General features: G+C 43.9%; 21 protein-coding genes and 1 other RNA gene. 9 read left to right on the top strand and 13 right to left on the bottom strand.

What is annotated here, in order from left to right:
• Positions 1-5 precede the first annotated feature (5 nt).
• The 4 genes from ACK8OT_RS11210 (at position 6) to ACK8OT_RS11195 (ending at position 3584) form a co-directional block, all read left to right on the top strand.
• Positions 6-716, top strand: coding sequence for an ABC transporter ATP-binding protein (locus tag ACK8OT_RS11210; RefSeq protein ID WP_410196604.1), 711 nt, complete (start codon positions 6-8; stop codon positions 714-716).
• A complete protein-coding gene (locus tag ACK8OT_RS11205) occupies positions 716-1972 on the top strand; it encodes an ABC transporter permease (protein ID WP_410196603.1) in 1257 nt (418 codons plus the stop codon). Before ACK8OT_RS11210 ends, ACK8OT_RS11205 begins: the two co-directional genes overlap by 1 nt.
• A gap of 2 nt (positions 1973-1974) precedes the next feature.
• The gene (locus tag ACK8OT_RS11200) at positions 1975-2457 is read left to right on the top strand and encodes a DUF3299 domain-containing protein (protein WP_410196602.1); all 483 of its coding nucleotides are present in this window, start codon (positions 1975-1977) and stop codon (positions 2455-2457) included.
• 266 nt (positions 2458-2723) lie between these two features.
• A complete protein-coding gene (locus tag ACK8OT_RS11195; protein WP_410196601.1) occupies positions 2724-3584 on the top strand; it encodes a TIGR03899 family protein in 861 nt (286 codons plus the stop codon).
• A gap of 55 nt (positions 3585-3639) precedes the next feature.
• Here ACK8OT_RS11195 and ACK8OT_RS11190 read toward each other — a convergent pair whose 3' ends face one another.
• The 6 genes from ACK8OT_RS11190 to ACK8OT_RS11165 all read right to left on the bottom strand — a co-directional run bounded on the left by ACK8OT_RS11190 (position 3640) and on the right by ACK8OT_RS11165 (position 10303).
• Positions 3640-4959: a GGDEF domain-containing protein gene (locus ACK8OT_RS11190; RefSeq protein WP_410196600.1), complete on the bottom strand. Its 1320-nt coding sequence runs from the start codon at positions 4957-4959 to the stop codon at positions 3640-3642.
• Positions 4960-5242: 283 nt separating this feature from the next.
• On the bottom strand, positions 5243-5638 hold the full coding sequence (gene gcvH, locus ACK8OT_RS11185) for a glycine cleavage system protein GcvH (RefSeq protein ID WP_410196599.1): 396 nt from the start codon (positions 5636-5638) through the stop codon (positions 5243-5245).
• Positions 5639-5952: 314 nt separating this feature from the next.
• A complete protein-coding gene (locus ACK8OT_RS11180; RefSeq protein WP_410196598.1) occupies positions 5953-7158 on the bottom strand; it encodes an FAD-dependent monooxygenase in 1206 nt (401 codons plus the stop codon).
• Entirely contained in the window at positions 7155-8360 is a 1206-nt protein-coding gene (gene ubiH / locus ACK8OT_RS11175) for a 2-octaprenyl-6-methoxyphenyl hydroxylase (protein ID WP_410196597.1), read from the bottom strand. The genes ACK8OT_RS11180 and ubiH overlap by 4 nt, the downstream gene beginning before the upstream one ends.
• A gap of 12 nt (positions 8361-8372) precedes the next feature.
• A complete protein-coding gene (pepP, locus tag ACK8OT_RS11170) occupies positions 8373-9683 on the bottom strand; it encodes a Xaa-Pro aminopeptidase (protein WP_410196596.1) in 1311 nt (436 codons plus the stop codon).
• 47 nt (positions 9684-9730) lie between these two features.
• Positions 9731-10303, bottom strand: a complete 573-nt coding sequence (locus tag ACK8OT_RS11165) for a UPF0149 family protein (protein ID WP_410196595.1) — start codon at positions 10301-10303, stop codon at positions 9731-9733.
• A 164-nt stretch (positions 10304-10467) separates the two neighbouring features.
• Here ACK8OT_RS11165 and zapA point away from each other — a divergent pair, with 164 nt between their 5' ends.
• The 5 genes from zapA (at position 10468) to serA (ending at position 13672) form a co-directional block, all read left to right on the top strand.
• Positions 10468-10782 carry a cell division protein ZapA gene (gene zapA, locus ACK8OT_RS11160; protein WP_410196594.1) on the top strand — a complete coding sequence of 105 codons (315 nt, stop codon included), beginning with the start codon at positions 10468-10470 and terminating at the stop codon, positions 10780-10782.
• 16 nt (positions 10783-10798) lie between these two features.
• Positions 10799-10982: non-coding RNA, 6S RNA (gene ssrS, locus ACK8OT_RS11155), on the top strand.
• Between the two features lie 28 nt (positions 10983-11010).
• Positions 11011-11625: a 5-formyltetrahydrofolate cyclo-ligase gene (locus ACK8OT_RS11150; protein ID WP_410196593.1), complete on the top strand. Its 615-nt coding sequence runs from the start codon at positions 11011-11013 to the stop codon at positions 11623-11625.
• Between the two features lie 36 nt (positions 11626-11661).
• On the top strand, positions 11662-12315 hold the full coding sequence (gene rpiA, locus ACK8OT_RS11145) for a ribose-5-phosphate isomerase RpiA (protein WP_410196592.1): 654 nt from the start codon (positions 11662-11664) through the stop codon (positions 12313-12315).
• A gap of 127 nt (positions 12316-12442) precedes the next feature.
• Positions 12443-13672 carry a phosphoglycerate dehydrogenase gene (gene serA, locus ACK8OT_RS11140; protein WP_410196591.1) on the top strand — a complete coding sequence of 410 codons (1230 nt, stop codon included), beginning with the start codon at positions 12443-12445 and terminating at the stop codon, positions 13670-13672.
• An 85-nt stretch (positions 13673-13757) separates the two neighbouring features.
• On the opposite strand, the gene ACK8OT_RS11135 is transcribed toward serA, so the two are convergent.
• The 7 genes from ACK8OT_RS11135 to ACK8OT_RS11105 form a co-directional block, all read right to left on the bottom strand.
• Positions 13758-14456, bottom strand: coding sequence for an SIMPL domain-containing protein (locus tag ACK8OT_RS11135; RefSeq protein WP_410196590.1), 699 nt, complete (start codon positions 14454-14456; stop codon positions 13758-13760).
• Positions 14457-14516: 60 nt separating this feature from the next.
• Positions 14517-16454 carry an EAL domain-containing protein gene (locus tag ACK8OT_RS11130; protein WP_410196589.1) on the bottom strand — a complete coding sequence of 646 codons (1938 nt, stop codon included), beginning with the start codon at positions 16452-16454 and terminating at the stop codon, positions 14517-14519.
• Positions 16455-16462: 8 nt separating this feature from the next.
• Entirely contained in the window at positions 16463-17179 is a 717-nt protein-coding gene (locus ACK8OT_RS11125) for a transglutaminase-like cysteine peptidase (protein ID WP_410196588.1), read from the bottom strand.
• A gap of 8 nt (positions 17180-17187) precedes the next feature.
• On the bottom strand, positions 17188-18501 hold the full coding sequence (locus ACK8OT_RS11120; protein ID WP_410196587.1) for a TolC family outer membrane protein: 1314 nt from the start codon (positions 18499-18501) through the stop codon (positions 17188-17190).
• Positions 18502-18533: 32 nt separating this feature from the next.
• Entirely contained in the window at positions 18534-19934 is a 1401-nt protein-coding gene (locus tag ACK8OT_RS11115; protein ID WP_410196586.1) for an HlyD family type I secretion periplasmic adaptor subunit, read from the bottom strand.
• Entirely contained in the window at positions 19927-22104 is a 2178-nt protein-coding gene (locus ACK8OT_RS11110) for a type I secretion system permease/ATPase (RefSeq protein WP_410196585.1), read from the bottom strand. Before ACK8OT_RS11110 ends, ACK8OT_RS11115 begins: the two co-directional genes overlap by 8 nt.
• Before the next feature lie 81 nt (positions 22105-22185).
• On the bottom strand, positions 22186-25673 hold a 3488-nt coding region (locus tag ACK8OT_RS11105; RefSeq protein WP_410196584.1), incomplete at its 5' end, for a type I secretion C-terminal target domain-containing protein.

The raw sequence follows: 25673 nt of genomic DNA, 5'->3' as shown, positions 1-25673 counted from the left end.
TTATTATGAATACGTCATCCATATTAACCATAAAGGATCTCAAGTTTGGTTGGCTGAAAAGCCAACCTCTCACAATTGAGATAGAAGCGCTCAACATCAATAAAGGTGATCGGGTATTTCTAAAAGGACCAAGTGGCAGTGGCAAATCCACTCTGCTTGGTTTAATTACTGGGATCAATCAACCCAGCAGTGGCTCCATCAATATCCTTGGCAAGGAGCTCACCTCACTCAAAGGCAGCGCTAGAGATCATTTTCGCGCCGATCACTTAGGCTACATCTTTCAACAATTTAATTTGCTTCCGTATCTTAGTGTTACGGAGAATGTCACGCTTCCTTGTTTTTTTTCAGCGCAACGAAAACAAAAAGCCCTAGCCAGTAGTGCTTCATTAGAACAAGAAGCCAAACGATTATTAGACCACTTAGAAATTCCCTCTCGCTTAGTTAACCGAAAAGTAACTGAATTGAGTATTGGACAGCAACAGCGAGTAGCCGCGGCAAGAGCATTGATCGGTAAGCCTGAATTTATCATTGCTGATGAGCCAACATCCTCATTGGATAGCGATGCGCGCGAGTCATTTATTAAATTGCTGTTCAATGAATGTGTCGAGACGGATATCAGCTTACTCTTTGTCAGTCACGATGCAGGCCTACAGCGTTTGTTTGATCATCACTTGGATTTACCAAGCATCAACCTTGCCAGTCAGGGAGGTGACTAATGGCCATTGCTAAACTTGCCTTAAAGAGCCTATATAATCGCCGCGCAACAGCCTTACTGACCGTATTTGCCATTGCGCTTAGCGTCACCTTGTTGCTTGGAGTTGAACGGGTTAGAACTCAGACCAAAGAGAATTTTGCCAATACACTTTCGGGCACAGATCTCATTGTGGGCGCTCGAACCGGACAAGTTCAATTACTCCTTTATTCCGTGTTTCGAATTGGTAATGCCACCAACAATGTCTCGTGGCAAACTTACCAAGAATTCGCCAATGATAAAGCGGTAAAATGGACAGTTCCCTTTTCCTTAGGGGATTCTCATCGTGGCTTTCGTGTCTTAGGTACAACCCAAGATTATTTTAAGTATTATCAATTTGGCCAAAAACAGTCACTATCCTTCGCTCAAGGGGACGTTTTTAATAGCCCGATTGAAGCCGTCATTGGCGCAGACGTCGCAAAAAAACTCAATTACGCGCTGGGCCAAGAAATAGTCATAGCCCATGGCAGTAGCGATGTTTCTTTTACCAAGCATGATAACTTGCCGTTTAAGATTGTCGGTATCTTAGCTCCAACGGGGACGCCAGTAGACAGAACCGTCCATGTATCCCTTGCTGGCATAGAAGCGATTCATTATGGCTGGCAAGATGGGGCGCCTCGAGCTGGAAAACTGCAACAAAGTCAGCTTGATCTCGTTGAGCTAGAGCCCCAAGTCATTACCGCATTTTTAGTTGGCCTCAATTCAAAAATGCATACCTTTGCCCTACAACGCAAAATCAATGAATATCGCTCCGAAGCGATAATGGCAGTGTTACCTGGCGTGGCCCTGCAAGAGCTTTGGAGCACCATGAACATGGCGGAGCAAGCTCTGCTAGTTGTTTCAGGGTTTGTTGTTATTTCTGGCTTGCTCGGCATGTTAACCACCTTGTTAACCAGCCTGAATGAACGACGCCGAGAAATGGCTATTTTACGTTCAGTTGGTGCTCGTCCTGCTCATATATTCACTTTGTTGATTTCAGAAGCAGGGTTACTTGCCTTATCGGGAGCCTTATTAGGGGTTGTATTGCTCTATAGTTTGATTCTTATTATCAAGCCATGGGCGATGGATCTTTATGGCATCTACATACGCTTCTCTGCTTTAACAGCTTATGAGCTTACTTTATTGGCAATCGTGGTATTATCGGGCTTTATTATTGGATTAATACCTGCGTGGCGGGCATACCGTCTTTCGCTTGCTGATGGCATGACAATTAGGATTTAACGATGAAGATGATCAAGTACCTCTGGGTGGTGCTATTTACCCTCCCCTGTTTAGTTAATGCTAACGTACTCACCCTAGAATGGGAGGAGCTGCTTCCTGAAGCAGAGCGATTAGCGCAAGCGCAAGCTCCCGAATTAAACCATGATCTTAGTATGGCTAATCAACCACAAAACACCGATGTTAAAGTCCGCGAAGATCTTAACGGTAAAACGGTACGTTTACCTGGTTTTGTGGTGCCATTGGAAGGGGATGAAAATACCATTACCGAGTTCTTTCTCGTGCCTTACTTTGGTGCCTGTATCCATGTTCCACCGCCGCCACCTAACCAAATTATCTATGTGAAATACCCTAAAGGCGCACCAATAGATGATGTATGGGGAGCGGTTTGGATAGAAGGAAAAATTAAAGCGGAAACCATGAGTAATGATCTAGCAACCGTTGGCTATGTCATGGAAGGTATTAAAGTCGAAGTTTATCAAGAATAGCTTTATCTAGCTGGCTTTTATATTGTGTAAAAGCCAGCTGGAATCTCAGCACATATCAATGAATATCAGTAAATATAGATTGCTAAGGCAACTAAGCCCACGAAGTAGCCAACACCCAGCAGAATATTCCATACTTTATTTTTTAAAATAATCATGCCATTCTCCAATTAGCTGCCGCCGTTGATGACATTAACATTTTAGCAACATTGAATACTCAATGTCCATCATTCAGCATTAACATTGGATTAACAAGCCAAGGAGCGGTTATGGACGAGTCAAAACCACCGATTGAGATAAATCAGGTTAAAAAAGACAATCATTTATTTAGCAGCAAGCAAAAGACATTAAGTTTGGCTCGTCAATATGCCATCGAGCATGAAATCCAAGCGAGCCAAGACACTAATGTTCTCAGTCGCGCTAAAAAAAGAATGGCCATTGAGTTAGGCCAAAAGCAGCATAACCTAGAGAAAATTTTGGGGCAGGCTTACGCTAATTGCGGGGAAGATGATGCCGCCAGCGAAATAGATCCCGATTGGATGAATGCTTATCTTAGCCTAGCTGAGACAATCAGCAGTAAAAACATGCAATCCTTGTGGGGTAAAATTCTGGCTCAAGAGATTTCAAATCCCGCTAGTTACTCGGTCAAAGCCCTTAACACCTTAAAAAAAATGACTCAGCGCGAAGCGATTATTTTTCAACGCTTGTGCCAACTCAGCTCCACCTTTAGCGGTGATTCATCTCATAAAATTATTACCGGGTATTCTCGAGTTGCCAATTCATTTCAGATTTTTAGTCAAACTCAGAGCCAAAAAATTTCCCTGGGTCAATTTAGATTTCCCTACTCAAACATTTTATTAATGGTGGATTTGGGCTTACTTTATCAAGGCGAGCTAGAATCCGGAGAAATGGCGGCCGGGCAGCCCTTAGCTATCGATTACCACGGCCACACCATTACCTTGGTCCCCAATGGAAAGCGCATTAAACTCTACTATTACAAGTTCACCCAAGCGGGTGATGAGCTAAGTAAACTCATTAGTTGCGACGCCCTAAATGATTATATTCAGGTCTTAACCAATTTGTTAGAAAGTGATTTTCAAGTAAATCAGAATATAAAAACAAAAGCCTAGCCACTCATCATGAGCGACTAGGCTAGTTAGTAATTATTTGCTGCTTGCAAGTAACTTATTCTATTGCTACTGACGGCTTATGCTGAAAGGTAAAACTCACCACGCGATTTCGCCCTTTAGACTTAGCCTTGTACAAGGCTTCATCTGCCCTTGCAATAAATTCACCCGTGCTTTCTTGGCCCATCTGGGTAACACCAAAACTCGATGTTACTTTCATTCCTTCAGGCCAGTTGTGCTGCTCCATGGCAACCCGAATATTCTCTGCTAATATTGAGGCATTATCGATTTCAGTATTCGGACAAACCAGCAGGAATTCTTCTCCCCCCCAACGAACTAAACTGTCGCCTTGTCGGGTTTTACTTGTGACTAAACCGGCAAACTCTTTAAGCACCTCGTCACCCACATCATGGCCGAAGGTATCATTAATTTGTTTAAAGTGGTCAATATCCATAAAGATGATAGACAGCGGTGTTTTCTGTAAATAAACCAGTTGGACTTGTTCAAAAAGCGAGTCTCTTATCCCCGCTCGGTTACGCGCTCCAGTTAAAGGATCACGTTTAGCCATGGTTTCAAACTTTTTACTTTCTAGTTTGAGCGCTTCGGTTAAGGACTCAAGCTCCAATGCTTTTTGTTTAGTCTGTGACAAATCACCTTTTAATCGTCTTAAGTCAAAGACTAAATAAACCACAGCACACACCACCCAAACAGCAATGATGATTGTTAGAAAAACGTTTTCAGGGATCAATTTACCGTCGAAGCGGATCTCTTCGATGATGATCTTTATTGGCCCTTCGCTGACTAAGCCGCCCGTAGCAACTTCAATAACAGAGACATTGCTAAAATCAGGGGCGAAATGCTCTAGAGGAATATTGTTTTCTGAGATCCACCATGACGCAACGCTAAAGTTTTTCAAAGGAATGACGACTTCAGAGGCATACTTATTAGGCTCATACTCCACTTCATTCACTTTCATGGTCGCATCATTATGAACATCTGTATAGGAAGGGTGATAATTTCGAATATAAAAACGGATGCGCTGAGAGCCTTCACCTTCAAACCGCGCATTGACCGCCACTGTATTGTATTTGGCGATATCCACCCCTTCGCCAATATCTGCCAATTTTATTGCTAACTCACAAAATGGCCATTGATAGGCTTTGACAATATTACATTCCAGCTCTAAGGCTTGAGGTGTGCGAGAAAGCGTTGCTGTCGTTTGACCGCCTTGAGATTGGTCAGTAATTGCCTTAACTTGAAAGTCGGTAGTTGAATCTATCACTAGACTTTTATTAAAGCTGTGTTGGTAAGCTAAGAGTGCACTCACCGTTAGTAACACTAAGCATAATAATCCTGTACTGATGGATTTTGACTGCATCAAGCTCTCCTAAAGGGGTAAAAAGCATCACTTCATTTATCTACACCTAGCATAATCCTTCTTTTGTTGCACTAGAGTCAAATAAATAAAAAAACACCTAACTAACAAAAACATCTATAGCAATTCAAATAGAAAGCGAATAGAGGCGATAATCCAGGGGTAAGCTCAAGGCGGGCTCTCACTTGTTCACATAATAATCAAGTTTGCCTTAGACAAAAAGGAGCCAAACCGGCCCCTTTATGAATGACAAGACAAATACCACTAACCCAAGGAAATGAGATTATTATTCTTCTTCCTCTTCAATCATTTCTTGGTAATCATCTACATCCATTAGATCATCTAACTCACTGATATCGTCTGGGCGAAGTTGAACAATCCAGCCATCATCATAAGGATCGGCATTGATTAAGGTCGGTGAATCAACTAAATCCTCATTAATTTCAACAATTTCACCTGAGATGGGGGAAAACATTTCAAGGTTGGTTTGCTCTGCTTCAACCGCAATACACTCTTCACCCACATCTAAATGCTCGCCAACCGTAGGCGCTTCGACGCTGTAAATAGTCCCTAATTGCAGCTGAACATGATCAGTCAATCCTATTGTCACCGTCCCATCATCTTCTGCTCGAACCCATAAATGGGCGTCTGTGTATTTCAAATCACTCGGCAAGTAACTCATTTATCTCTCCAGATAAGCAAAACAATCTCAGCTCTGTTTCTAAAGAGAGTAGCCAAACAAGCATTATCTGCAAGAATAAATTCTGCTGCTTAGATCTCAATCTAAGCAGCTATTTGCCATGACGTTAAAACCGGCACCATAACCTCAATTCTGGTTAATGGAGACAGCCAGTGAATATCGTATGAATAAGTAGCAAAACTTCGTTTTCAGGGATGAAAACGCAGCGCGTATAGAGACATATTCACCGCGTTTTGCGGATGATTCAGGCGATATAGCTCAGGTTACATAGGAATCAATCGAGACTGAGCCGAGTATTACCTCGCCAGTTGCGGCAGCTCGCCAACCAAGCCGGTCGCATGAGCCAGCAAACGCTGCTTAAGTGGAGGGGTGTTATCGACCAACTTAAGGCCGATATCACGCACTAATTTTTGCAACGGATGTTTGCCGTTAAAGCCTTGTTTAAGCGCTTCCATTGCCACAATCATTTCCACGGCTTGGGTTTTACGCCAACGTTCATAAGCCCTTAAGTGCGGATATAAACCAATATCTATTCCCAACTCGATATTTTCATTGATCGTTTGCGCCAATGCCGCCGCGTCCATCAAGCCAAGGTTAACGCCCTGCCCCGCCAATGGATGTATGGTATGGGCCGCATCTCCCACTAAGGCGACGCGGTGTTTAGCAAAGTCACGCGCAAAACGCATACATAAAGGCACGCAGGCTCTTTTTCCCAATACCTGGGTTAACCCTAATTTATTATCAAATGCCATGGTTAACTGACGATTAAACTGCTCATCATTAAGAGCCATCAGTAACTTAGCTTGCTCAGGCGAAGTTGACCAAACAATGGAGCTATGATGGCGATTAAACAAGGGCAAAAAAGCAAGAGGACCATCGGGTTTGAAAATTTGCCAAGCCGTGTCTTGGTGAGACTCTTGGGTTTCGACCGTTGCGACAATGGCATGATGTTGATAATCCCGAGAAGTTAATGGGATCCCAACCTGAGAGCGTAACCATGATTGGGCACCATCAGCCCCAACCACCAACTTAGCCGTAATAGCCTGACCATTATCTAAGGTTAACCAGGCTTCCCCTTCTCCCATGGCAAGCTGAGCAACCTGTCGTGGGCACAATAAAGTCAGATTTGCTTGCTGCTCAACGGCATGATGCAAGGCCAGTTGAATATTACGATTCTCAATAATATGACCCAGTTCAGCAAGTTGACTTTGCTGAGCACTGAACTGTAATTGACCAAAACTGTCCTGATCCCATACCTGCATGTGCTGGTAAGGCTGGACGCGCGATAATGCTAAATGTGGCCAAACGCCGATATTGGTTAAAAAGTTTTGGCTGGCTCGGTTTATTGCACTGACACGATTATCGGCGAGCTCGTTTAACTGAGGATCTAGTTCGCGACTTTCAATAACGGCAATACTAATAGGGGCATTATACAGCGCTCGCGCTAACGCTAGCCCAACCATGCCGCCACCTAAAATAACTAAATCAAAAGAACGCATCATTTTGTTTTCACCGAAAAAAGTTCGAAATTGCCTAAAGCTTGCTCAGATAAAGGCTGTTTGAAGAGGCGACAAGTATCCATCATATGCAGTATGCCATTGCGGGCCCATACTAAGGGCTCATACTGATTGGCAAAAGTACGGGCTAATAAATCCGTCATGGTTATTGTACGTTGGTGATCTTGCTCTCGATTTTGCCAATATTCATCTAAGCAAGCAAAGCTACCTATATCATGGTGACTTGCGATGACCTTGGCGAGGACAAACAGATCTCTTAATCCTAAGTTATATCCTTGACCCGCCACCGGATGTAAGGTGTGGGCGGCATTGCCAATCAATACGGCTCTGTGGCTGACGGGCTCGGGGGATTGAGTCAAGGTAAGAGGATATGCCATTCGTTGACCCACCCGCACTATCGCCCCTAAACGAAAACCAAAGGCCTGCTGTAACGCATGGCTAAAAGCATCATCGTCTAAGGCCATATAGCCTGCTAAATCAGCATTTGCGACCGACCAAACCATGGCGCAGCGATTATCAGACATGGGCAATAACGCCAATGGTCCGGTCTCGGTAAAACGCTCAAATGCTCGCCCTTGATGCAATTCGCTTGTCACCACATTGGCAATAATGGCACTGGTGCCATAATCATCACTTTGCTGGCGTAAATTTAATAGCTGTCGACAAGGGCTAAAGCCACCATCGGCGGCGACCAAGAGTTGCGCGCTAAGACACTGACCAGAAGTTAACTCTAGGGTCACCTTGGTGGCCTGCTGAGTAATACTTTTTACGCTATCGGGTTGATAAATCTTTAATTGTGTTAAATTTTGTAACTGTTGTTGTAACTCTCTACCGGCATGCTCTAACTCAATCACATAGCCTAGGGCTGCAATCTTTTCTTCGGCAGCACTTAAATGAGTGAGACCACTATGGCCACGATCAGACACATGAATATGTTCTATTGCGGTTGTGTAAGGAGACAGTGTCGACCATAAGCCTATCTGCTTTAACAGCTGCGCTGAGCCATAAGATAACGCAATAGCGCGACTGTCAAAACTGGGGTGAGCAACAAGGGGATTGGCAGCATCAATGAGCACCATGTTTAGGTGCGGTGCAAACTTAGCCACCGCACAGGCAAAGGTGGCTCCCACCATACCGCCGCCAACAATGATTAAGTCTACATCTTCGGTTGCGGTTGTGTTTGCCATGCTTTTCTTCACTTAGTTGTTAGTTTTAGCCATCAAAGCTTCAATATCGGCGATGGTTTTAGGGACCGCGGCAGTTAGATTTTCGATTCCTTCAGTGGTGATCACCACATCGTCTTCGATACGCACACCGATACCCTGCCATTTGGCGTCCACCTCGGCCGATTTACTAATGTATAGACCTGGTTCAACCGTGATCGCCATCCCCGGCTCAAGTGTTCTTGAACGATCGCTTGATTTGTAATCGCCTACATCATGCACATCCAAACCAATCCAATGAGAAAGACCATGCATGTAAAAAGCTTTATAAGCTTGTTGCTCTATCAGCTCAGCGACGTCGCCTTGCATTATACCTAACTTAACTAAACCCGAAACCATGATTTGTAAAACAATATCATTGGCTTGCTTAATTGATTTGCCCGGCCCTAATGCAGCTAATGCGGCATCGTGAGCATCCAGTACCAGTTGATAGATAGCCGCTTGCTCGGGTGTAAACTTACCATTCACCGGAAAGGTTCGGGTAATATCGCCAGCATAGCCAGCAAACTCAGCGCCCGCATCAATTAACACCAGCTCACCATCACGTAATGGGCTCTCATTTTCGGTGTAGTGCAAAATACAAGCATTGTCACCACCGCCGACGATAGTGCTGTACGCTGCGTCGCGCGCGCCTTGCATTGCAAACTCGTGCAAGATCTCCGCTTCCAATTGGTATTCCCACATACCAGGGCGACATTGTTGCATCGCACGGATATGGCCATCCACGGAAATTTGAGCTGCTTTGCGCATTAACTCAATTTCTTGGCTTGATTTAAATAAGCGCATTTCATGTAGCATCGGACGCCAATCGATGATTTGATTGGGCGCTTGCCAACCGTGTCTGCTGCCTTGGCGTAAAGTTGCTAACGCTTGATGAAGCTGTTGTTCGGCTTGCGGGTCTTGTTGCAATACAAAGTAAACTGCAGCGCCGTGATTTAACAGTTTAGGTAATTCTTCATCTAACTCGGATAATTCAAATGCTTGATCTATCGCCAAACGCTCAACCGCCGCTGTTGCCCCTAAACGACGGCCATGCCAAATTTCTGCCAGTTCATCTTTAGGACGACAAAACAAGGTAGAACTGACTTGGTTCTCGTGTTTTTTAATCACTAACCACGCATCTGGCTCGGTAAAGCCAGTAAGGTAAAAGAAGTCACTGTCTTGGCGAAAACGGTATTCGGTATCGCGACTACGTGTTTGCTCATGAGCGGCAGTAAAGATGGCAACGCTATTATCTAGCATCAAATCACCGAATGCTAACTGGCGTTGATGAAATTCAGATTGCATTTAAATAACCTTAAAAATGAGTAGAAAACGTCACGTAACACTTAACATCAGTGCAAAGTGGGCTTGTCTTTAATAGGAGTTAGAGGCTGACCAAACTCGTTAAAACAAAGTAGTGCGCCGATTCTTAAATACTCACTCACTTCGCTAAAGGCAATTTCACTTTCTTCATCTTCTTGTTCAAAGTCTAAAGAAACCTGTGAAATGTCACGAATGTCGGTGATCAACTCTTGAATGTTCTCTGGGGCTTGATTGAGCTTTGACTGCATCATACCAAATCCCACCAAAAAGCTCTGCGCCCACTGAGCCATCGCTTCTGCTCTTTCATCAAGAGGCTGTTCATCATCGGGCAGCAATAGCGTAAACGCCATATTGCCGTCGGTTAGCTGTACACAAATCGTTGAGTAAAGCTCAGTAGCCAGCTTTTTTACTTCAGCAGGTAAGCCAAAGCCTTCATTCACTAAGTCGTTAAACGGGGCTTCCCAGCTGGTTGCATCTAGCTTAACACCAGCACAAATCAGTCCAGCTAACACCCCATGAAATTCAGCGGCGCCAACCATTAATGAAGCTGATTCAAGCACTCGGGTTACTTCATTAAAATCCGGCATTGTATTTTTCGTCATGGCTTACCTAAACTCACTATTAACAAGAATATATTACCTTAAATCCTAACATTGCCTTAGTGTTGGCGCTAGCTAGTACTTGAAAGTTCACCCATTGGCCTTTATAGTCGCAGCAAAAGACACCTACTTTGGTGTTGGGTACTTCTCATGTTTGGAGTTCAGTCATGAGCCAATCGGCTGTCGAAATCAATATTCTAGGAAAAGCTTATAAAATGGCCTGTCCGCAAGGGCAAGAAAGCGCATTGCTTGAGGCTGCAGAAATATTGAATGAGAAAATTTCCGAGCTGAAACAACGCACCAAGATAGCCAAAAGTGAACAACTTGCGGTGATGGCTGCCCTAAATTTTTGCCATGAGTTAAAACTCGAACAAGCAAAAAATAATGAATACGCAGACACCATGGCACAGCGCATTCAGTTGCTGCAAAGTACCATTGAAAATGCTTTAGTTGAAAAAGGCATTGAAAAAAAAGAGCTATAGCTCGACAATAAGTTTGAAATTCCTGGGGTGTTTGTCAATATGGTGACGTCCCTGAGCCGATAATTACAACACCGGGGATTTTGCTGACTACTATTGCGCAGGCTCAGCATGTACTGAGAAGCCTACGGTAGTGACAAAATCACCACCTTGAGCCGTCGGGTTCAAGGGCTAAAACCGTGTAACGGCACCCTGGGTTCCCTGCTTTCACCAAGCGCTAATGGCACAGACATGCATAACAATCGTCATAAAATACGCCAACAAGTTCGCGCCCGAAGACAACAGTTGCCGCCGCAGCAACAACTCGACTACAGCCGTAAGCTTCCTAAATTAGCCGAGCAACACCCAACAATTAACCAAGCAAAAAAAGTCGCGCTCTATTTGGCCAATGATGGCGAGCTATGCACTCAACCTTTAATAGAATGGTGTTGGCAACAAGGCATCAAAACCTACCTGCCCGTGTTAGATCCCGTCAATGAAGGCCACTTGCTGTTTTTGCATTATCACGCGCAAAGCCCCATGCAAACCAATAAGTTTGGTATCGCCGAACCTTGTATTCATCAAAACCCTATCGAGCCAGCCGATAATCTCGACATTATTTTCACCCCACTGGTAGCTTTTGATCAGTTAGGTAATCGCTTGGGCATGGGAGGCGGCTTTTACGACCGTACCTTAGCTCACCTAGAAAACCAGAAAAAAAAGCCCTATACCATAGGCTTAGCACACGATATTCAATGTGTTCCTAAGTTGCCTATTGAAGCATGGGATGTCCCCCTGCCAGAAGTGATTACGCCGACTAAAATCTGGTCATGGGGTAGTGCTTTTAAGCCCAAGGATACGCTATAATCCGCGCTTCTTTTATCGTACTCTCGGAGCATAAGCATGACACAGGATGAAATGAAAAAAGCCGCTGGATGGGCAGCGCTTAAATACGTTGAAGAAGGCAGTATCGTAGGCGTAGGCACGGGCTCAACAGTAAATCATTTTATCGATGCCTTAGGCACGATGAAGTACGACATCAAAGGCGCGGTATCTAGTTCAGTTGCATCGACCGAGCGTTTAAAAGCGCTTGGCATTGAAGTGTTTGACTTAAACAATGTCAGCGAATTGAGTGTTTATGTCGATGGCGCGGATGAAATCAATGGCCACAATCATATGATTAAAGGCGGTGGCGCCGCGTTAACACGTGAGAAAATTGTTGCTGCGGTTGCAGATAAGTTCATTTGTATCGTTGATGACACTAAGCATGTAGACATTTTAGGGGACTTTCCACTGCCGGTAGAAGTGATCCCAATGGCGCGCAGCTATGTGGCAAGAGAACTCGTTAAACTGGGCGGCGATCCAGTATATCGAGAAGGCGTTATCACAGACAACGGCAATGTCATTTTGGATGTGCATAACCTAAAAATCATGGATCCTGTCAAGTTAGAAAAACAAATCAACAACATCGTTGGTGTTGTCACTAACGGCTTATTTGCCGACCGTGGCGCCGATGTTGTGCTTGTAGGAACGCCAGAAGGCGTAAAAACGTTATAACTTGATCAAAAAATAACGCCAAAAAACGCTTGAAACCGCTTTTTTGTAGTAAATTTTCTAAATTAATTGTATCTTGTCAACTGACATTATTTGAGCAATTGACACATTTGGGTTCGAGGGAAGTAGCATGACCACCTTTTCACTAGGTAAGGAAAAAATCAAAATCCTTCTTTTAGAAGGCCTTCATAGCAGCGCTGAAGAAACATTTCGTGCCGCTGGTTACACCAACATTGAGTCGTTAAAAACTTCATTAGGCGAAGAAGAGCTTAAAGAGAAGATCAAAGACGTTCATTTTGTTGGTATTCGTTCTCGCTCTAACTTAACCGCAGAAGTTATCGAAGCGGCTGACAAGTTAGTGGCTATCGGTTGTTTCTGTATTGGTACCAACCAAGTTGACCTTAAAGCGGCGCAAATTAAAGGTATCCCAGTATTTAATGCTCCTTTCTCTAACACCCGCAGTGTTGCTGAAATGGTATTGGGTCAAATTCTGATGTTACTACGTGGCATTCCGGAAAAGAATGCCAAGGCACATCGTGGTGTTTGGCTCAAATCAGCTGATAACTCTTACGAAGCGCGTGGTAAGAAACTCGGTATCATAGGCTACGGCCACATAGGTACACAATTAAGCATTCTTGCTGAAAACTTAGGCTTTAAAGTGTACTACTACGACATCGAGAACAAGCTTTCTCTGGGTAATGCCACTCAAGTTGCTAGCTTACCTGAGCTACTAGCTATGTCGGACATCGTTAGCCTACACGTACCAGAAACGCCATCGACTAAGCTGATGTTTGGCGCTAATGAACTGGCTCAAATGAAACAAGGCTCTATCTTAATCAACGCGTCACGCGGCACTGTGGTAGATATCGATGCGCTAGTTGAAACCTTGAAAACAGACAAGCTATACGGCGCAGCCATTGACGTATTCCCTGTTGAACCAAAATCAAATAGCGATGAGTTCGTTTCACCATTGCGTGGTATCGACAATGTGATCCTAACACCACACATTGGTGGCAGTACTCAAGAAGCACAAGAAAACATTGGCTACGAAGTAGCAGGTAAACTGGTGAAATATTCAGATAACGGTTCAACCCTCTCTGCAGTTAACTTCCCTGAAGTATCACTGCCTGAACATGTGAATACTAGCCGTCTACTGCACATTCATGAAAACATCCCAGGTATCATGATCCAAATTAACCAAGCGTTCTCTGATGAAGGCATTAATATCGTTGGTCAGTACTTACAAACTAACGAAAACATTGGTTATGTGGTGATTGACGTAGCAAGTGATGATCGTGAAGGCGCACTGGCTAAGTTGAAAAACATTAAAGGTACGTTACGCGCACGTGTACTTCACTAAGCGTAACCCTATCTAGTAAAAAAGCGGCTGATCAAGCCGCTTTTTTTATTGCACAAAAATGGACTCATTAAACAGTCCGATTAACCTACTGCTTTACTTTCAGTGTAAACACCACTTCAATTTCATCACGAACCGTTAACTCATCTCTTAAATAACCACCGTTTGGCGCACTTTCCATCATCATGGCGGATTTAGCTCTAAGCACAGGTACGGCATTGCGTTGTTGATAATTGATTTTATAGATAGAGCCCAGCTCCGCATCAAACGATTTCGCTAACATCTCTGCTTTTGCTTTAGCATCTTCAATCGCAAGCTTTCGCGCTTTCAGTTGTAAATCTGCACTGTCTTGAATTTCAAAACGTATGTTATTTACCTGCTGTAATTGATTAGCCAAAATTAAATCGAGTAACTGGCTTAATTTATCTAAATCAAGCAATGAGATGGTTAACTGGCGAGACGCTTTATAGCCAACCAACAATGGCTTATCGTCTTTACGGTATTCATATTCAGGATGAGTATAAAGGGTTTGAGCCACGATTTGAGGCTGCTTGATTTGCAGCTCATCAATGGCCACTTTAATAAAGTCATTAACCCGTTTATCTAGCTCTTGCTTGGCTTTTAATACATCTTTATCAACAACTTCAGCACTGACCTCAATAACGGCCATGTCGGGTTTTACCTTCACTTCAGCAAAACCAGAGGTGATCACATGAGGGGCATCTGGCGTGGCAGCGGCAAACACGGAGTAAGTAAACAACAAACAAGATAAAATAACTAAACGCATTTTGTTAATCCTACAAAACTAAACAAGTAAGCTTGTAAACCGCAAAGCACGTCAAAAGGGTTAGGTTATTTTCCTCGTTTTGGCAATATTTTTCGGAGGCGAAATAAAGCCTTGATAAGCATCGATATGCAAACGAGCTAAACGCTCAAGCTGAACTTGGCTCTCAACGCGTGTCGCCACGGTCGTAATGCCTAACTTAAGCGCCGCTTGGCACACCGCATCTAAAAACTCGCTGTCACCCGTGATTTCTTCAACTTGATTAGTGTAACTATAATCGACTTTTACATAAGCAGGGCAAAGCTGCTCTAAGTAAGTTAATGATTGAAAATGGCGGCCAAACTGGTCTATGCCAAAACTTAACCCCGCTTGTTTAATGATTTGTATCAGAGGCATTATTTGCTGCTGATGAGCAAAACAAGCGGTTTCGGGTAACTCGATAACTAACTGATTTGATAACTCGGGATGCTGCTGTAAAAACCGTGCTAGCCACAAATGGAAATCTTCGTCTAAACACGAGGTCATGGTTAAGTTTACCGCCACACTGGTAAAATTATCTAAAGCGAGCTGCTGGGGGATCTTTTTCAATACATACTGGTCAAATAAACAGCCGAGTTTAAATTGCTCTACCGCCGCCATAAACTGACTAGCAAAGTAATTATGACCGTCTTTTTGAATGTAACTAAATAGCTCACCATGAAGCATTTGCTGAGAATCGCGCATCAACACAGGCTGCGCTTTAAAGGCAAACAAATCTTGATGTATCGCGTCTTGAACTAAATGCTTCCAACCTGCTCGACCTAAATTAAAGCGATCGCTGCATTTGATTAAGTGGATCGGATTTAAACGTTGGGTTCGAGAAATTTGCAGGGCATTATCAGCGCGGCACAGTAACTCGGTAATGCTTTCTTCTTGCTGGCGTAATACTAAGCCGATATAGGAGATAGGTGATGCTTCTTCAAGTGGACTAACCACCAACTCAGCAAGGGCATCTTGGATCCGCTCAGCAAAATTAAGCAGCTGATCAGCTTCAAGTCCGGGCAAGATCACCACAAATTCATTAATCGAAAGTCTTGCTAATAACACCTGATCATAGTGCATTACCGCTGATTTAAGTGTCGAAGCGGATGCTTGAGCCAAATGATCTCGAGCCGCTTCCCCTTGCTCAAGGTAGACCTCTTCCAACATATCTAAGGCAATCAGTGCAAGGCCGCCAGTGCCTGACTCAGCAATCCACGTTTTTGCCTGACCCATGAAATAGGCTCGATTGCCAAGGCCGGTTACTTCATCGCGATAAATTTTATCGCGTAACGATTCGGCCACCTCGGCTTGATGCTTAAATTGCTGATTAATGGTGGAGTGCATTTCATTTAAGGTTTTAACCACTTCTTGTAACTCTTGGGTCTGTGGCAACTCCAGTTGCTTATCTGAGCCAGTCCCGCGTAAGGCTTGCGCATCATGACTGACTTTCATCAAGGGCAGTAATAAACGCTTGATAAGCACTAAAGCCAACACGACGGCAACAATGTAAATCAGCAATAAGCCACTAAATAGTTTCGTTGCTTGTTGCCATAACGCGGCTAACTGCCCTTCTACATCGGCTTGGAATAAAACTTGATAAGCGGCTTGCTCTTGCTGTGGTAAAGGCTCAGTAACCTGCAAAGGAATAACAGCCATAAGCTGGGTAAACCAAGCTGGGGCGTTGACAGGGGTTGACGCTCCTGCAAGTTCAATCATCACTTCACCTTGACCATTTTTAATCAGGATCTGACTAAAATTATGCTGCTGTTCGGCCAGTAACGATGTGGCTGCATCCCAATTGGACTCAAATGCCAAGGGACGAATTTCACTACTCAGTTTGTCTGCCACTTGCAAAAATCGCTCGGATTGAGCGTTGAGATATTGCTCTTTAGCTGCTGAAAAAACCGTATAAAACGCGACACCAAACACCATAGTAAAAATGACAAAAACGGTTGTGCCTAACTGTTTGTAAAGCGTCATAGCGGCCCTCAATCAAAACTCATTTTCGGCTTATTCATGCGGTTATTTTTAAAGCCACCGCGTAGCTCATTCCAACTTTGTAAGCGTGATGCCTTGCCCGCGATTTGACCTCGGCCCTTCGCTTTCATTAACCAAAGGTTAGTACCGTTAAAGCTATAAACGGGCGCTAAATCTTTACGTTGGCTGGCAGGTTTAATATCCGCATCTAAGTTATCTAAAATCAATGGCATCGCATCTGGTGTAGGGTAATAAGCCACGACCATATGAAACTGATCTAAGGTTAATGCCTTAACATAAACCAAACGCAATTTTTCTTCTGCCACACCTAACTCGATTAAAGAAAAGTATTTCGCGATACTAAAATCTTCACAATCCCCTGCAGCCACGGCTAAAAACTCAACCGGCGTCGCCCAATAGTCATTTTGGCCCCACAGCTTAGCGTCATTAACAAATGCCATTTGATTAAAGAAGGCATTGACTTCAGCGAGCTTTCGCTGTTCACTGCTGCCTTGCTCTTGAGCAATAAGCTTACGCCAAGCCGTGACTCTTTTTACCGCACGCTCACTGTTATAGACCCGCATGACTTTGCTATATAGCGCCTGCTCATCGATGCTTTGGCCAGCAAAGACAACAACCCCTGACCATATCAGAAGCCAAAAAACCAACAAAAAAGGCGTATTTACCCTAATGAATTTAGGTGTAAAAACGCCTTTAAGCCAATTCATGTGCGGCTTTACTGAATGTCGCGTAATTGCTGACGCCAATCTTCTGGTGGCGCAACACGTAAAGAGCCGAGTAAGCTACCCATCGAGTTTAGAATACGGAAATTAGCTTCCATTACTTCATAACGTGTTGAAACCAGATCTTTCTTAGCTTCAAACAATTCCGTTTCTGTGTTTAGTACATCTAATAAGGTGCGCTTACCCAAATTAAATTGCTTGCCGTAGGCATTACGAGTCTGCTCACTGGCCTCAACATGGCGCTCAAGGAAAGCTTGCTGCTGCTCTAAATAACGTTTCGCATCCCAAGAAAGACGAGCGCCTTGGTGAATATCCCTTAACGTGCCTTCGCTGATAAACTTAGCTTCGTTAACTTGAAAGGCAGTTTCTTCGACATAAGCTTGATCGCGCCCACCGTTAAACAAGTTATAACGCATTCTTACCATGCCCAGTAACTCATCATTATTTCCTTTGGTGCCATCAGCGTCGTCTAAAAAGTTATTTTCAACTTCAATGGCCACTTCAGGGTAATAACGCGATTTAGCGACTTCATGTTGTGCATTTGCGGCATAGATATCCTGACGAGAAGACTTTAGGCGAGGATGGTTATCCATGGCTCGTTGCACGACATCAGCAAAAGTACTAGGTACACCTGAAAAGTCAGGCTGAGGCACTTCTAAGTTCTCAGGGTATTCATTTACTAAGCGTAAATATTGCGTTTCTGCATCGGACAGGTTGTTTTCCGCATTGACCACGTTCGCGCTTGAGCGAGCTAAACGCGCCTCAATTTGTGATAAATCAGAGGTAGAGCCGATACCTGAGTCAGTGCGTTTTTTGATATCACGATAAATCTTTTCGTGGATTTCAAGGTTTTGCTCTGCTAACGCGAGGGTTTCGCTACTTTTAAGTACATTTAAGTAAGCCGAGATGGTTTTAAGGGAGACATCTTCAGCATCAGCAAGCAAAGCATATTGTTCTGCATTCGCCTCGAACGCGGTACGGTCATATTCAGCACCTGTCGCGAAACCATTAAATAGAATTTGACGCAAACTAAACCCAAGCTCTTTACGGGTATAAGTAGTCGTTTCAAAGTTATCTCTGTCGGTTCTTTCTCTACCGATACCGGCATTAATATCTATGGTTGGTAAATAACCGGCAAACGCCCCATCATTGGCTTTTTGAAATGCGCCAACTCGGCTCAGCACCCGATTAATCTCTGGGTTTGAAACCAATGTTTTTGCCACACTACTCTCAAGGGTCTCAGCATAACTAGAGGTTGAGAAGATGAACCCAGCAGCCAATACAGAGCTGATAATCTTTTTTTTCATCGTAAAATTTATCCCTTAACTTATGATTATTGTTATCTTTCTCTTAGTGCTGTTTGCTGTGCTCTAAGAATTGGTTTAAGTAAATAATCTAGTACACTTTTCTTACCCGTCATCACATCCACGCTGGCTAGCATACCCGGAATGATAGGCAATTGACGTTCGCCGCTACCGATTGAGCTTTGCTCTGTTCTTACCCTAATTAAATAAAAACTATTACCTTCTTCATCCATGATGGTATCAGCACTGATGTGTTCAAGAGTACCTGACAAACCACCATAAATCGCAAAGTCATAAGCGGTTAATTTAACTACAGCACTCAGGCCGGGCCTCAAAAAAGCGATATCTTTAGGTAATATCTTCGCTTCAACTAATAATGTATCTTCCACTGGCACGATCTCAACGAGATCCATCCCCGGCTTAATAACACCCCCTAAGGTGTTAATATTGATGGTTTTAACGTTACCCTTGACCGGGGAAACGACATTAGTTCGAGAAACCCTGTCTTTCAACCCTACCTGAACTTCATTTAGGGAGGCCATTTTACCTTCGGCTTCATCTAATTGCTCTAAGACTTTACGCCGAAACTCAAGCGCCGTCTCACGCCGCTTACTAATGGTCTCTTTAATCGATGCTTCAATTTTAGGTATACTTAAACGCGCACTTTCTAGCTCAGAAGCGGTGCCATTCAAGTCGCGCTCCAATTTTATCAGCTCAACCTCAGACACGACGCCTTCTTTGGCCAACGGGCGGGTTAAGCTTAATTCCTTGCGTACTAACCCATAAGCGCGTTGCAGGTGCTTCACCTTAGACTGAATTTCAACCAGCTCTTGCTCTTTTTGCTGGATCTGTTGCGCCATGATCAATAGTTGGTTGTTAATACCAGCTATCGCTTGGCGATAACGCGCCTTCTCGGCAGAAATTTGCAATGCGTGTTGCTTCTCAAATTCTTCACTATATTCTAGCTCAACCATATTAATGATTATCTGGTCTTGCCAAGGCACCGTGTTGTCCTTGTTTACCTGGACACTACGTTGTTCAGCATTGAGGCGTATTATATCGCTGGTTAAGGTAAACGCATTTTGCTCTTTTTCTCGAAAGTCACTGCGAAACTTAGTGTCATCAATGCGCATCAGCGGTTGGCCTTTTTCAACCAAATCACCTTCTTTGATATAAATTTCACGTAAGATACCGCCTTCCAAGTTTTGTACTATTTGTACTTGTGAAGAAGGTATGATCTTACCGGTGCCAACCGTGACTTCATCTAACTCAGCAAAATAAGCCCAAATAAGTGCACAGACAAAAAACAGAAACATGCACCACAATAACAAACGAGCGCGAAATGCAGTGTTAAGTAGGCTGGCAGCGCTGGTCTCATTGATGTACTCAAGCTCATCTTTGCTCGGCAACTTACCGGTATTATGAAGATTATCCATTACTCGCCTCTCGTACCGCTCGTCCAGCAATGGTCACGCGCCCTTCTTTGAGCGCCGTTAGTACGGCATCTTTGGGTCCATCTGCCACTATTTTTCCCGAATCCATCACGATCAAACGATCAACAATATCCAGCATACTGGTTTTATGCGTTATCAGGATCAAGGTTTGATGCTTATCCAGGCTAGCCAGTTGCTTCTTGATATGCAACTCAGAACGGTTATCCATGGCGCTGGTTGGCTCATCCATGATCAGTACATTTGGATTAAGCAGTAGCGAGCGCGCGATAACAACCGACTGGCGCTGTCCGCCGGATAAAAGCCTGCCCCCTTCACCCACTTGGCGATCTAATCCATTGGGATCTCGGTCGGTAAATGATGAGACCCCAGCACGATGAGCCGCTTTTAGCACCATATCATCCGATGTAAAAGGCACCCCTAAACAAATGTTTTCTCTAATTGAGCCGTAATAAAGCGGTGAGTCTTGTAACACACAACCTATGGTACGCCTTAAATCCGCCGGATGGATCTGGTTTTGTTCAATTCCATCTAGGTGAATACTGCCTTCACTTGGCCGATATAGGCCCATCAGCAGTTTTTGCAATGTTGTCTTACCTGAGCCAATACGGCCAATAATGGCGACCTTTTCACCTGGGCGAATACGTAAATTAAGATCCGTGATGACATTATTTTCTTGCTCAGGGTATTTAAAGCTTACCGACTGAAATTCAATGTCGCCAACCATACTTGCGCGGTGAATATAGCGCTTACCATCTTCGGTTTCGTCAGGCATGGCCATGATGTTTTCCAAAATTGCCAAGCCCGATTTGGTTTGAGTATAACGCGTAATCAAGAGTGAAAGCTGGCTCAAAGGCCCTAAAGCGCGGCTGCTTAACATCACAGCCGCGATTAAGCCCCCCATGCTTAGCTCGCCATCTTTAATCAAATAAACGCCATAAACAATTAAACAGACACTCAGCATCTGTTGTAAGAACGAAGATAAGCTAGAAACAGAGTTACTTAATTTGCGAGTTTTAATGCTCCAGTTGGACATATGAGCAACGGCTTCTTCCCAGCGGTGTTGATAAATACCTTCCGCTCCCGTTACCTTGATGCCTTCAATACCATTAAGCCCTTCAACCAAGTTGGCGTATTTTTGTGCGGCTAAACGAGAGCCTTCATCGATACTGCGACGCAGTGGCAATTGAATAGCAAAGCTGTAAGCCAATAATAAAAACAAACATAAAGCCGGAATAAACACCATAGGGCCAGCCACTAACCAAATCACGGTCAGCGTTAATAGCGCAAAAGGCACATCTACCAATGCCGCGACGGTTGCGCTAGTAAAAAAATCCCGGACGGATTCAAACTCTTGTAAATGGCGAGCAAAAGCACCCGTGGATGCGGGACGCGCTTCTAAACGCATCCCCATTACTTTGGAAAAAATTTTGGAGGACAATAGAATGTCTGATTTTTTTCCTGCAACATCAATAAAATAACTTCGCATTTGCCGCATGATAAAATCAAACACAAAGACAATAGAGACCCCTATCGCTAACACCCACAACGAATCAAACGCTAAGTTGGGCACAATGCGGTCATACACATTCATCACAAATAAGGGACTGACAACGGCAAAAATATTGATCAGTAAGGAAGCTATCAGTACATCACGATAAATCGGTAAAGAGCCCCGTATGGTGCTCCAAAACCAATGGCCATGACCAGAGTCAATTAACTGCGGGGTGCGTTTATCAAAACGGTGCTGTGGCTTAACAAAAAAGACTTTGTTTTGGTACAAAGCTTTAAGCTCGGCTAACTCAATTTGAGTTTCACCTTCTCCGGCTAAAGGAAAAATCACCTTAGCGCTGCTGGTTTCTTTGTCGACCGACAATAAAACACATGCTTGGTTTTCGTCTAAAACCAAAATACAAGGTAACAACAAGGCGGATATGTCTTTTAAAGGCATATTGCTAAGGCGTGCTTGCAAGCCTCCCTTTTCCGCCGCTCGACCAACTAAGCGTAGTGACAAACGACCGTCAATCATAGGTAAACCAGCCGTCAGCACCTGTGATGAGTGCGGCTCACCATAATGCTTAGTTAAAAAAACTAAACACTCCAACAGCGGGTCAACAAGCGGATCTCCACCTACTTTGTCACCATCATTCAACACGAAATATGTATCCTTACTTAGGCAAAATAACACAATATGCCTCAAAGCGAGGCATATTGAAATTATAACTCAACTTTTCAATTACTTATCTATGATTAGATTACCATCTTGAATAAGCTTTTGAATAAAGTCTTCACCGGTTGCAGCTCCGGCATCACTATAACGAACGCCATCTAGGGTGATCGTCATGGTGTCACCGCCCGCGATGCCATCAGCATCGACAATAATGTCTATGCCACCATTGGCATTTTCTGTTGCTTGTAAGAATTGATCTATGCTGTTTTCTGATTCGCCTTGCAGCAAATCACGTAAATCCAACTTATCCTCTGCAAGATTAAAGTCGATGATGGTATCTCTGTTACCTACATCTTGTTGCTTGACGTTGTCAGTTTCAAGCACAATATCTTCAGCGAAGAAGCGGAACGTATCACGGCCCTCACCACCGATTAAAATGTCATTACCTGAGTTACCCGCAAGATCATCATCACCTAGGCCACCTATGATGGTGTCATTACCTGAGCCACCGCGTAACACGTCATAACCCAAGCCACCATCAATCATGTCATTACCTTCGTCGCCGTAGATAAAGTCATAATGTGATACCTCTCGGTTCAAGCCATCTCTGACCACATTCGGATCATCTTCAGCTTGTGAGCCGCCATAAATAACATCATCACCTGCCCCACCACTGGCAATATCAACAATAGGATCAGACACGGAGCCAACATGGAAAGCATCCAATTCGTCCTGATCTTTAAGGGCATAGCTAGCCATCGACTCTAATGTTCTAGATTCACTGCCTTCCTCCAAATAGCCATCACCCAAATAAATCGTATCGCTACCTAAAGAGCCCTTAACATAGTCATTACCACCTGAGGAGTCGATCAATTGATCTTCAGATACCGTCACCGCATCAATGAATTTAGAACCAACATTGACATATTCATCGGTTACAACTCCGTCAACAACGCGATAACCGTTATAGGCACCTAATTGTAAAGTGAATACTTTAGAGTCAGTATCCGTTCCTGATTTAGTCGTTATTTGGTCATTACCACTATCACCATTAACAATTGAACCGGTGAAGTCTCGCTGTGAAACGTTAATCGTGACCACTGCGGTATCTGTTTCACCTTTACTGTTAGTGATTGAATACTCAATCTCTGCAGTCTCTTGATTCTTTCCAGGGATATAAACCAACTCTCCATTAACGATGTACGCTTCACCACTACCGGCAACCACATTAATACCCGTGATAGTTATTTCAGAATCAGAGTCATTTGGGTTGGAGTCCGAAGGATTAACATCATTCTTCAGTACATCAATGTAAACGGGCTGTCCGACAAATGTATCTGCCGAGTCATCAACGGCATCCAGCATAGGATCTGTTAATCCTCGAACGGTAATAATAAGACTCGCCGACGATAAATCGCCATTATCATCGCTGATGGTATAGGTAAATTTATCTTGTAAGGTTTGATTATTGTTTAGAGCCTGAACATCCGCGTTCTTATTGTCTAAGGTGTAACTGTAGGTACCATCAGCATTTAACGTTAAACTACCGTAATTACCAACTAATACCTGGCCGACACCACCACTGACGTTACCTACTGCTTCGCCTACTGCCGCGCCAACCACGGGAGCGACAATATCCGAACCATACATATCGTTAATTAACACATCACCAGTGATGGTGGCACTTGCTGCATTATCAGGCTGACCATCTGCTTCACGTACCGAATCGGTATCTAAATTTGCAACTGGCTTAGTATCAATTACAGGGAAAGTCACACTGATATCAAAATCAGATTGTGCTCTATCACCATCATTATCAACCACATTAACAATAATATTGTCAGCAAAGGTATTGCTATTAGCTGGTTTATCACCCATGGTCACTACATAGGTATATTCACCAGTGTCAAAGTCAAATACCAGCTCACCGCCATTTTGGGTATCAATTTTAACCTTAAAATCGGGGCCAGCAGGACGAGCATAGGTCACGCCATCCACTTCAATGGATTCAATGAAGCCACCATCGGCACCATAATCAATGCCCGTAGCAACCGAGCCGGTCACCTGAGTATCAACATCCCCCGTTACCACGGCTTTCACTGAGTCAAGTAGTACGGTTAATAGACCATTAGCTGTGGTGACAATTTGCGTCGGCTCAGAGCCATCGGCTTTAGTCGGATGGGCGACCATATCAAGGTATTCAGAACTCACATTACTGCCTATCCCGATGGCCTCGGCTTCTATGTTGTTATCTTCAACAAAGGTTTGCCAAGTAGACTCATAATCGCGAATTTCTTGTTTGTCATTGCTGTCATTTGGCACACCATCAGACAAGAAATATACCTTGGTAAGATCGGCTGCAGAGCCATCAGCTTTAGTAGGTGGATTAAAGCCATCTACCAATGCACGTAAGGCATCATCATAATCTGTACCATTATTCGCATTTAGTGCATCGAGGAAGGTTTTAGCCTGATCTAACGTTAACCAGCCAGACTCGCCACCTGCATCCACTTGGTGTCTAAACGCGATAATTTTGATATTTACATCACCCAAGTTACTGTATGCATCGATCAGTTTCTCTAAACTTTGTTTCGCAATGGTTAGACGGTCCGTCCCTCCCCAATTGGCATTACTTGAATTGTCACCTTCCATATCCCACCCCATCGAGCCAGAAACATCGAGCACGAAGATAAGGTTGGTGGTTTGCTGCGTAAAATCGATAGGATCTGGAGACACGATATTCGCAGTTGGAATGTCATCAATAATATCCACATTAAGGGTTAGATTTGTCGTTACGCCATTGTGACCAGAAACCGTAATGTCGAATGAATTAGCGTTGTCCGCCTTGTTGGTTCCATTACCGGTTTCATGAGCAAAGGTATCATTCAATTGATACTGGTACTGCCCCGCATTAGCCCCGGTTGTTTGCACTGTCAACACGCCTTCGGCAGTGGTCACCGTAATGATGCCTGTATTAGCATCTAATACGCCGCCAGCAATGCCAGTGATTGAAAGGCTCGCATCACCGCCTAATAAATTGCCAGAAACCACATGACCAACACCCGGATTACTGCCATCGGCTAATCCAGCTTCGTTAACCTCCACATCAACTGGGCTCAAGGTAGGCTGATCATTGTTGAGAATAGTCGTTTCAACGCTGCCACTCACAGTTCCAACAGAAGCAGATTCAAGTGAAACAGTGAAACGCTCATTTGCTTCATAAAGGTCGTCATTTACCGTATTAGCATTAAGTGTTGCAACCACTGAATTAGGGGCTAAAGGACCTGATATCGTGACTAAATATACGCCTTTCGCAGAATCAAAAGTAATGTCCTGCAATCCAGTAAAGTCTTCTGGATTTAAAGCGGTTCCTTCCGTCATTTTTAGCTCAAGGGTTACATTAACGCCAGCAGCAATCCCCTTATCTCCAAGGGTAATTTGATAACCTGCAGCATCCCCTTCATTCACTGCATTAGCAGCTGAGCCGTCAAGAGCAGTTAGGGTAAAAATAGGAAGATCGTTGTCTTTGATGGTCGCGGTGCCGCTGCTCGTCA

The sequence above is a fragment of the Motilimonas thetidivivens genome, from assembly GCF_046452435.1.
GTDB lineage: Bacteria > Pseudomonadota > Gammaproteobacteria > Enterobacterales > CBDFNC01 > Motilimonas.
This window is presented reverse-complemented; position numbering and strand designations above follow the sequence as displayed.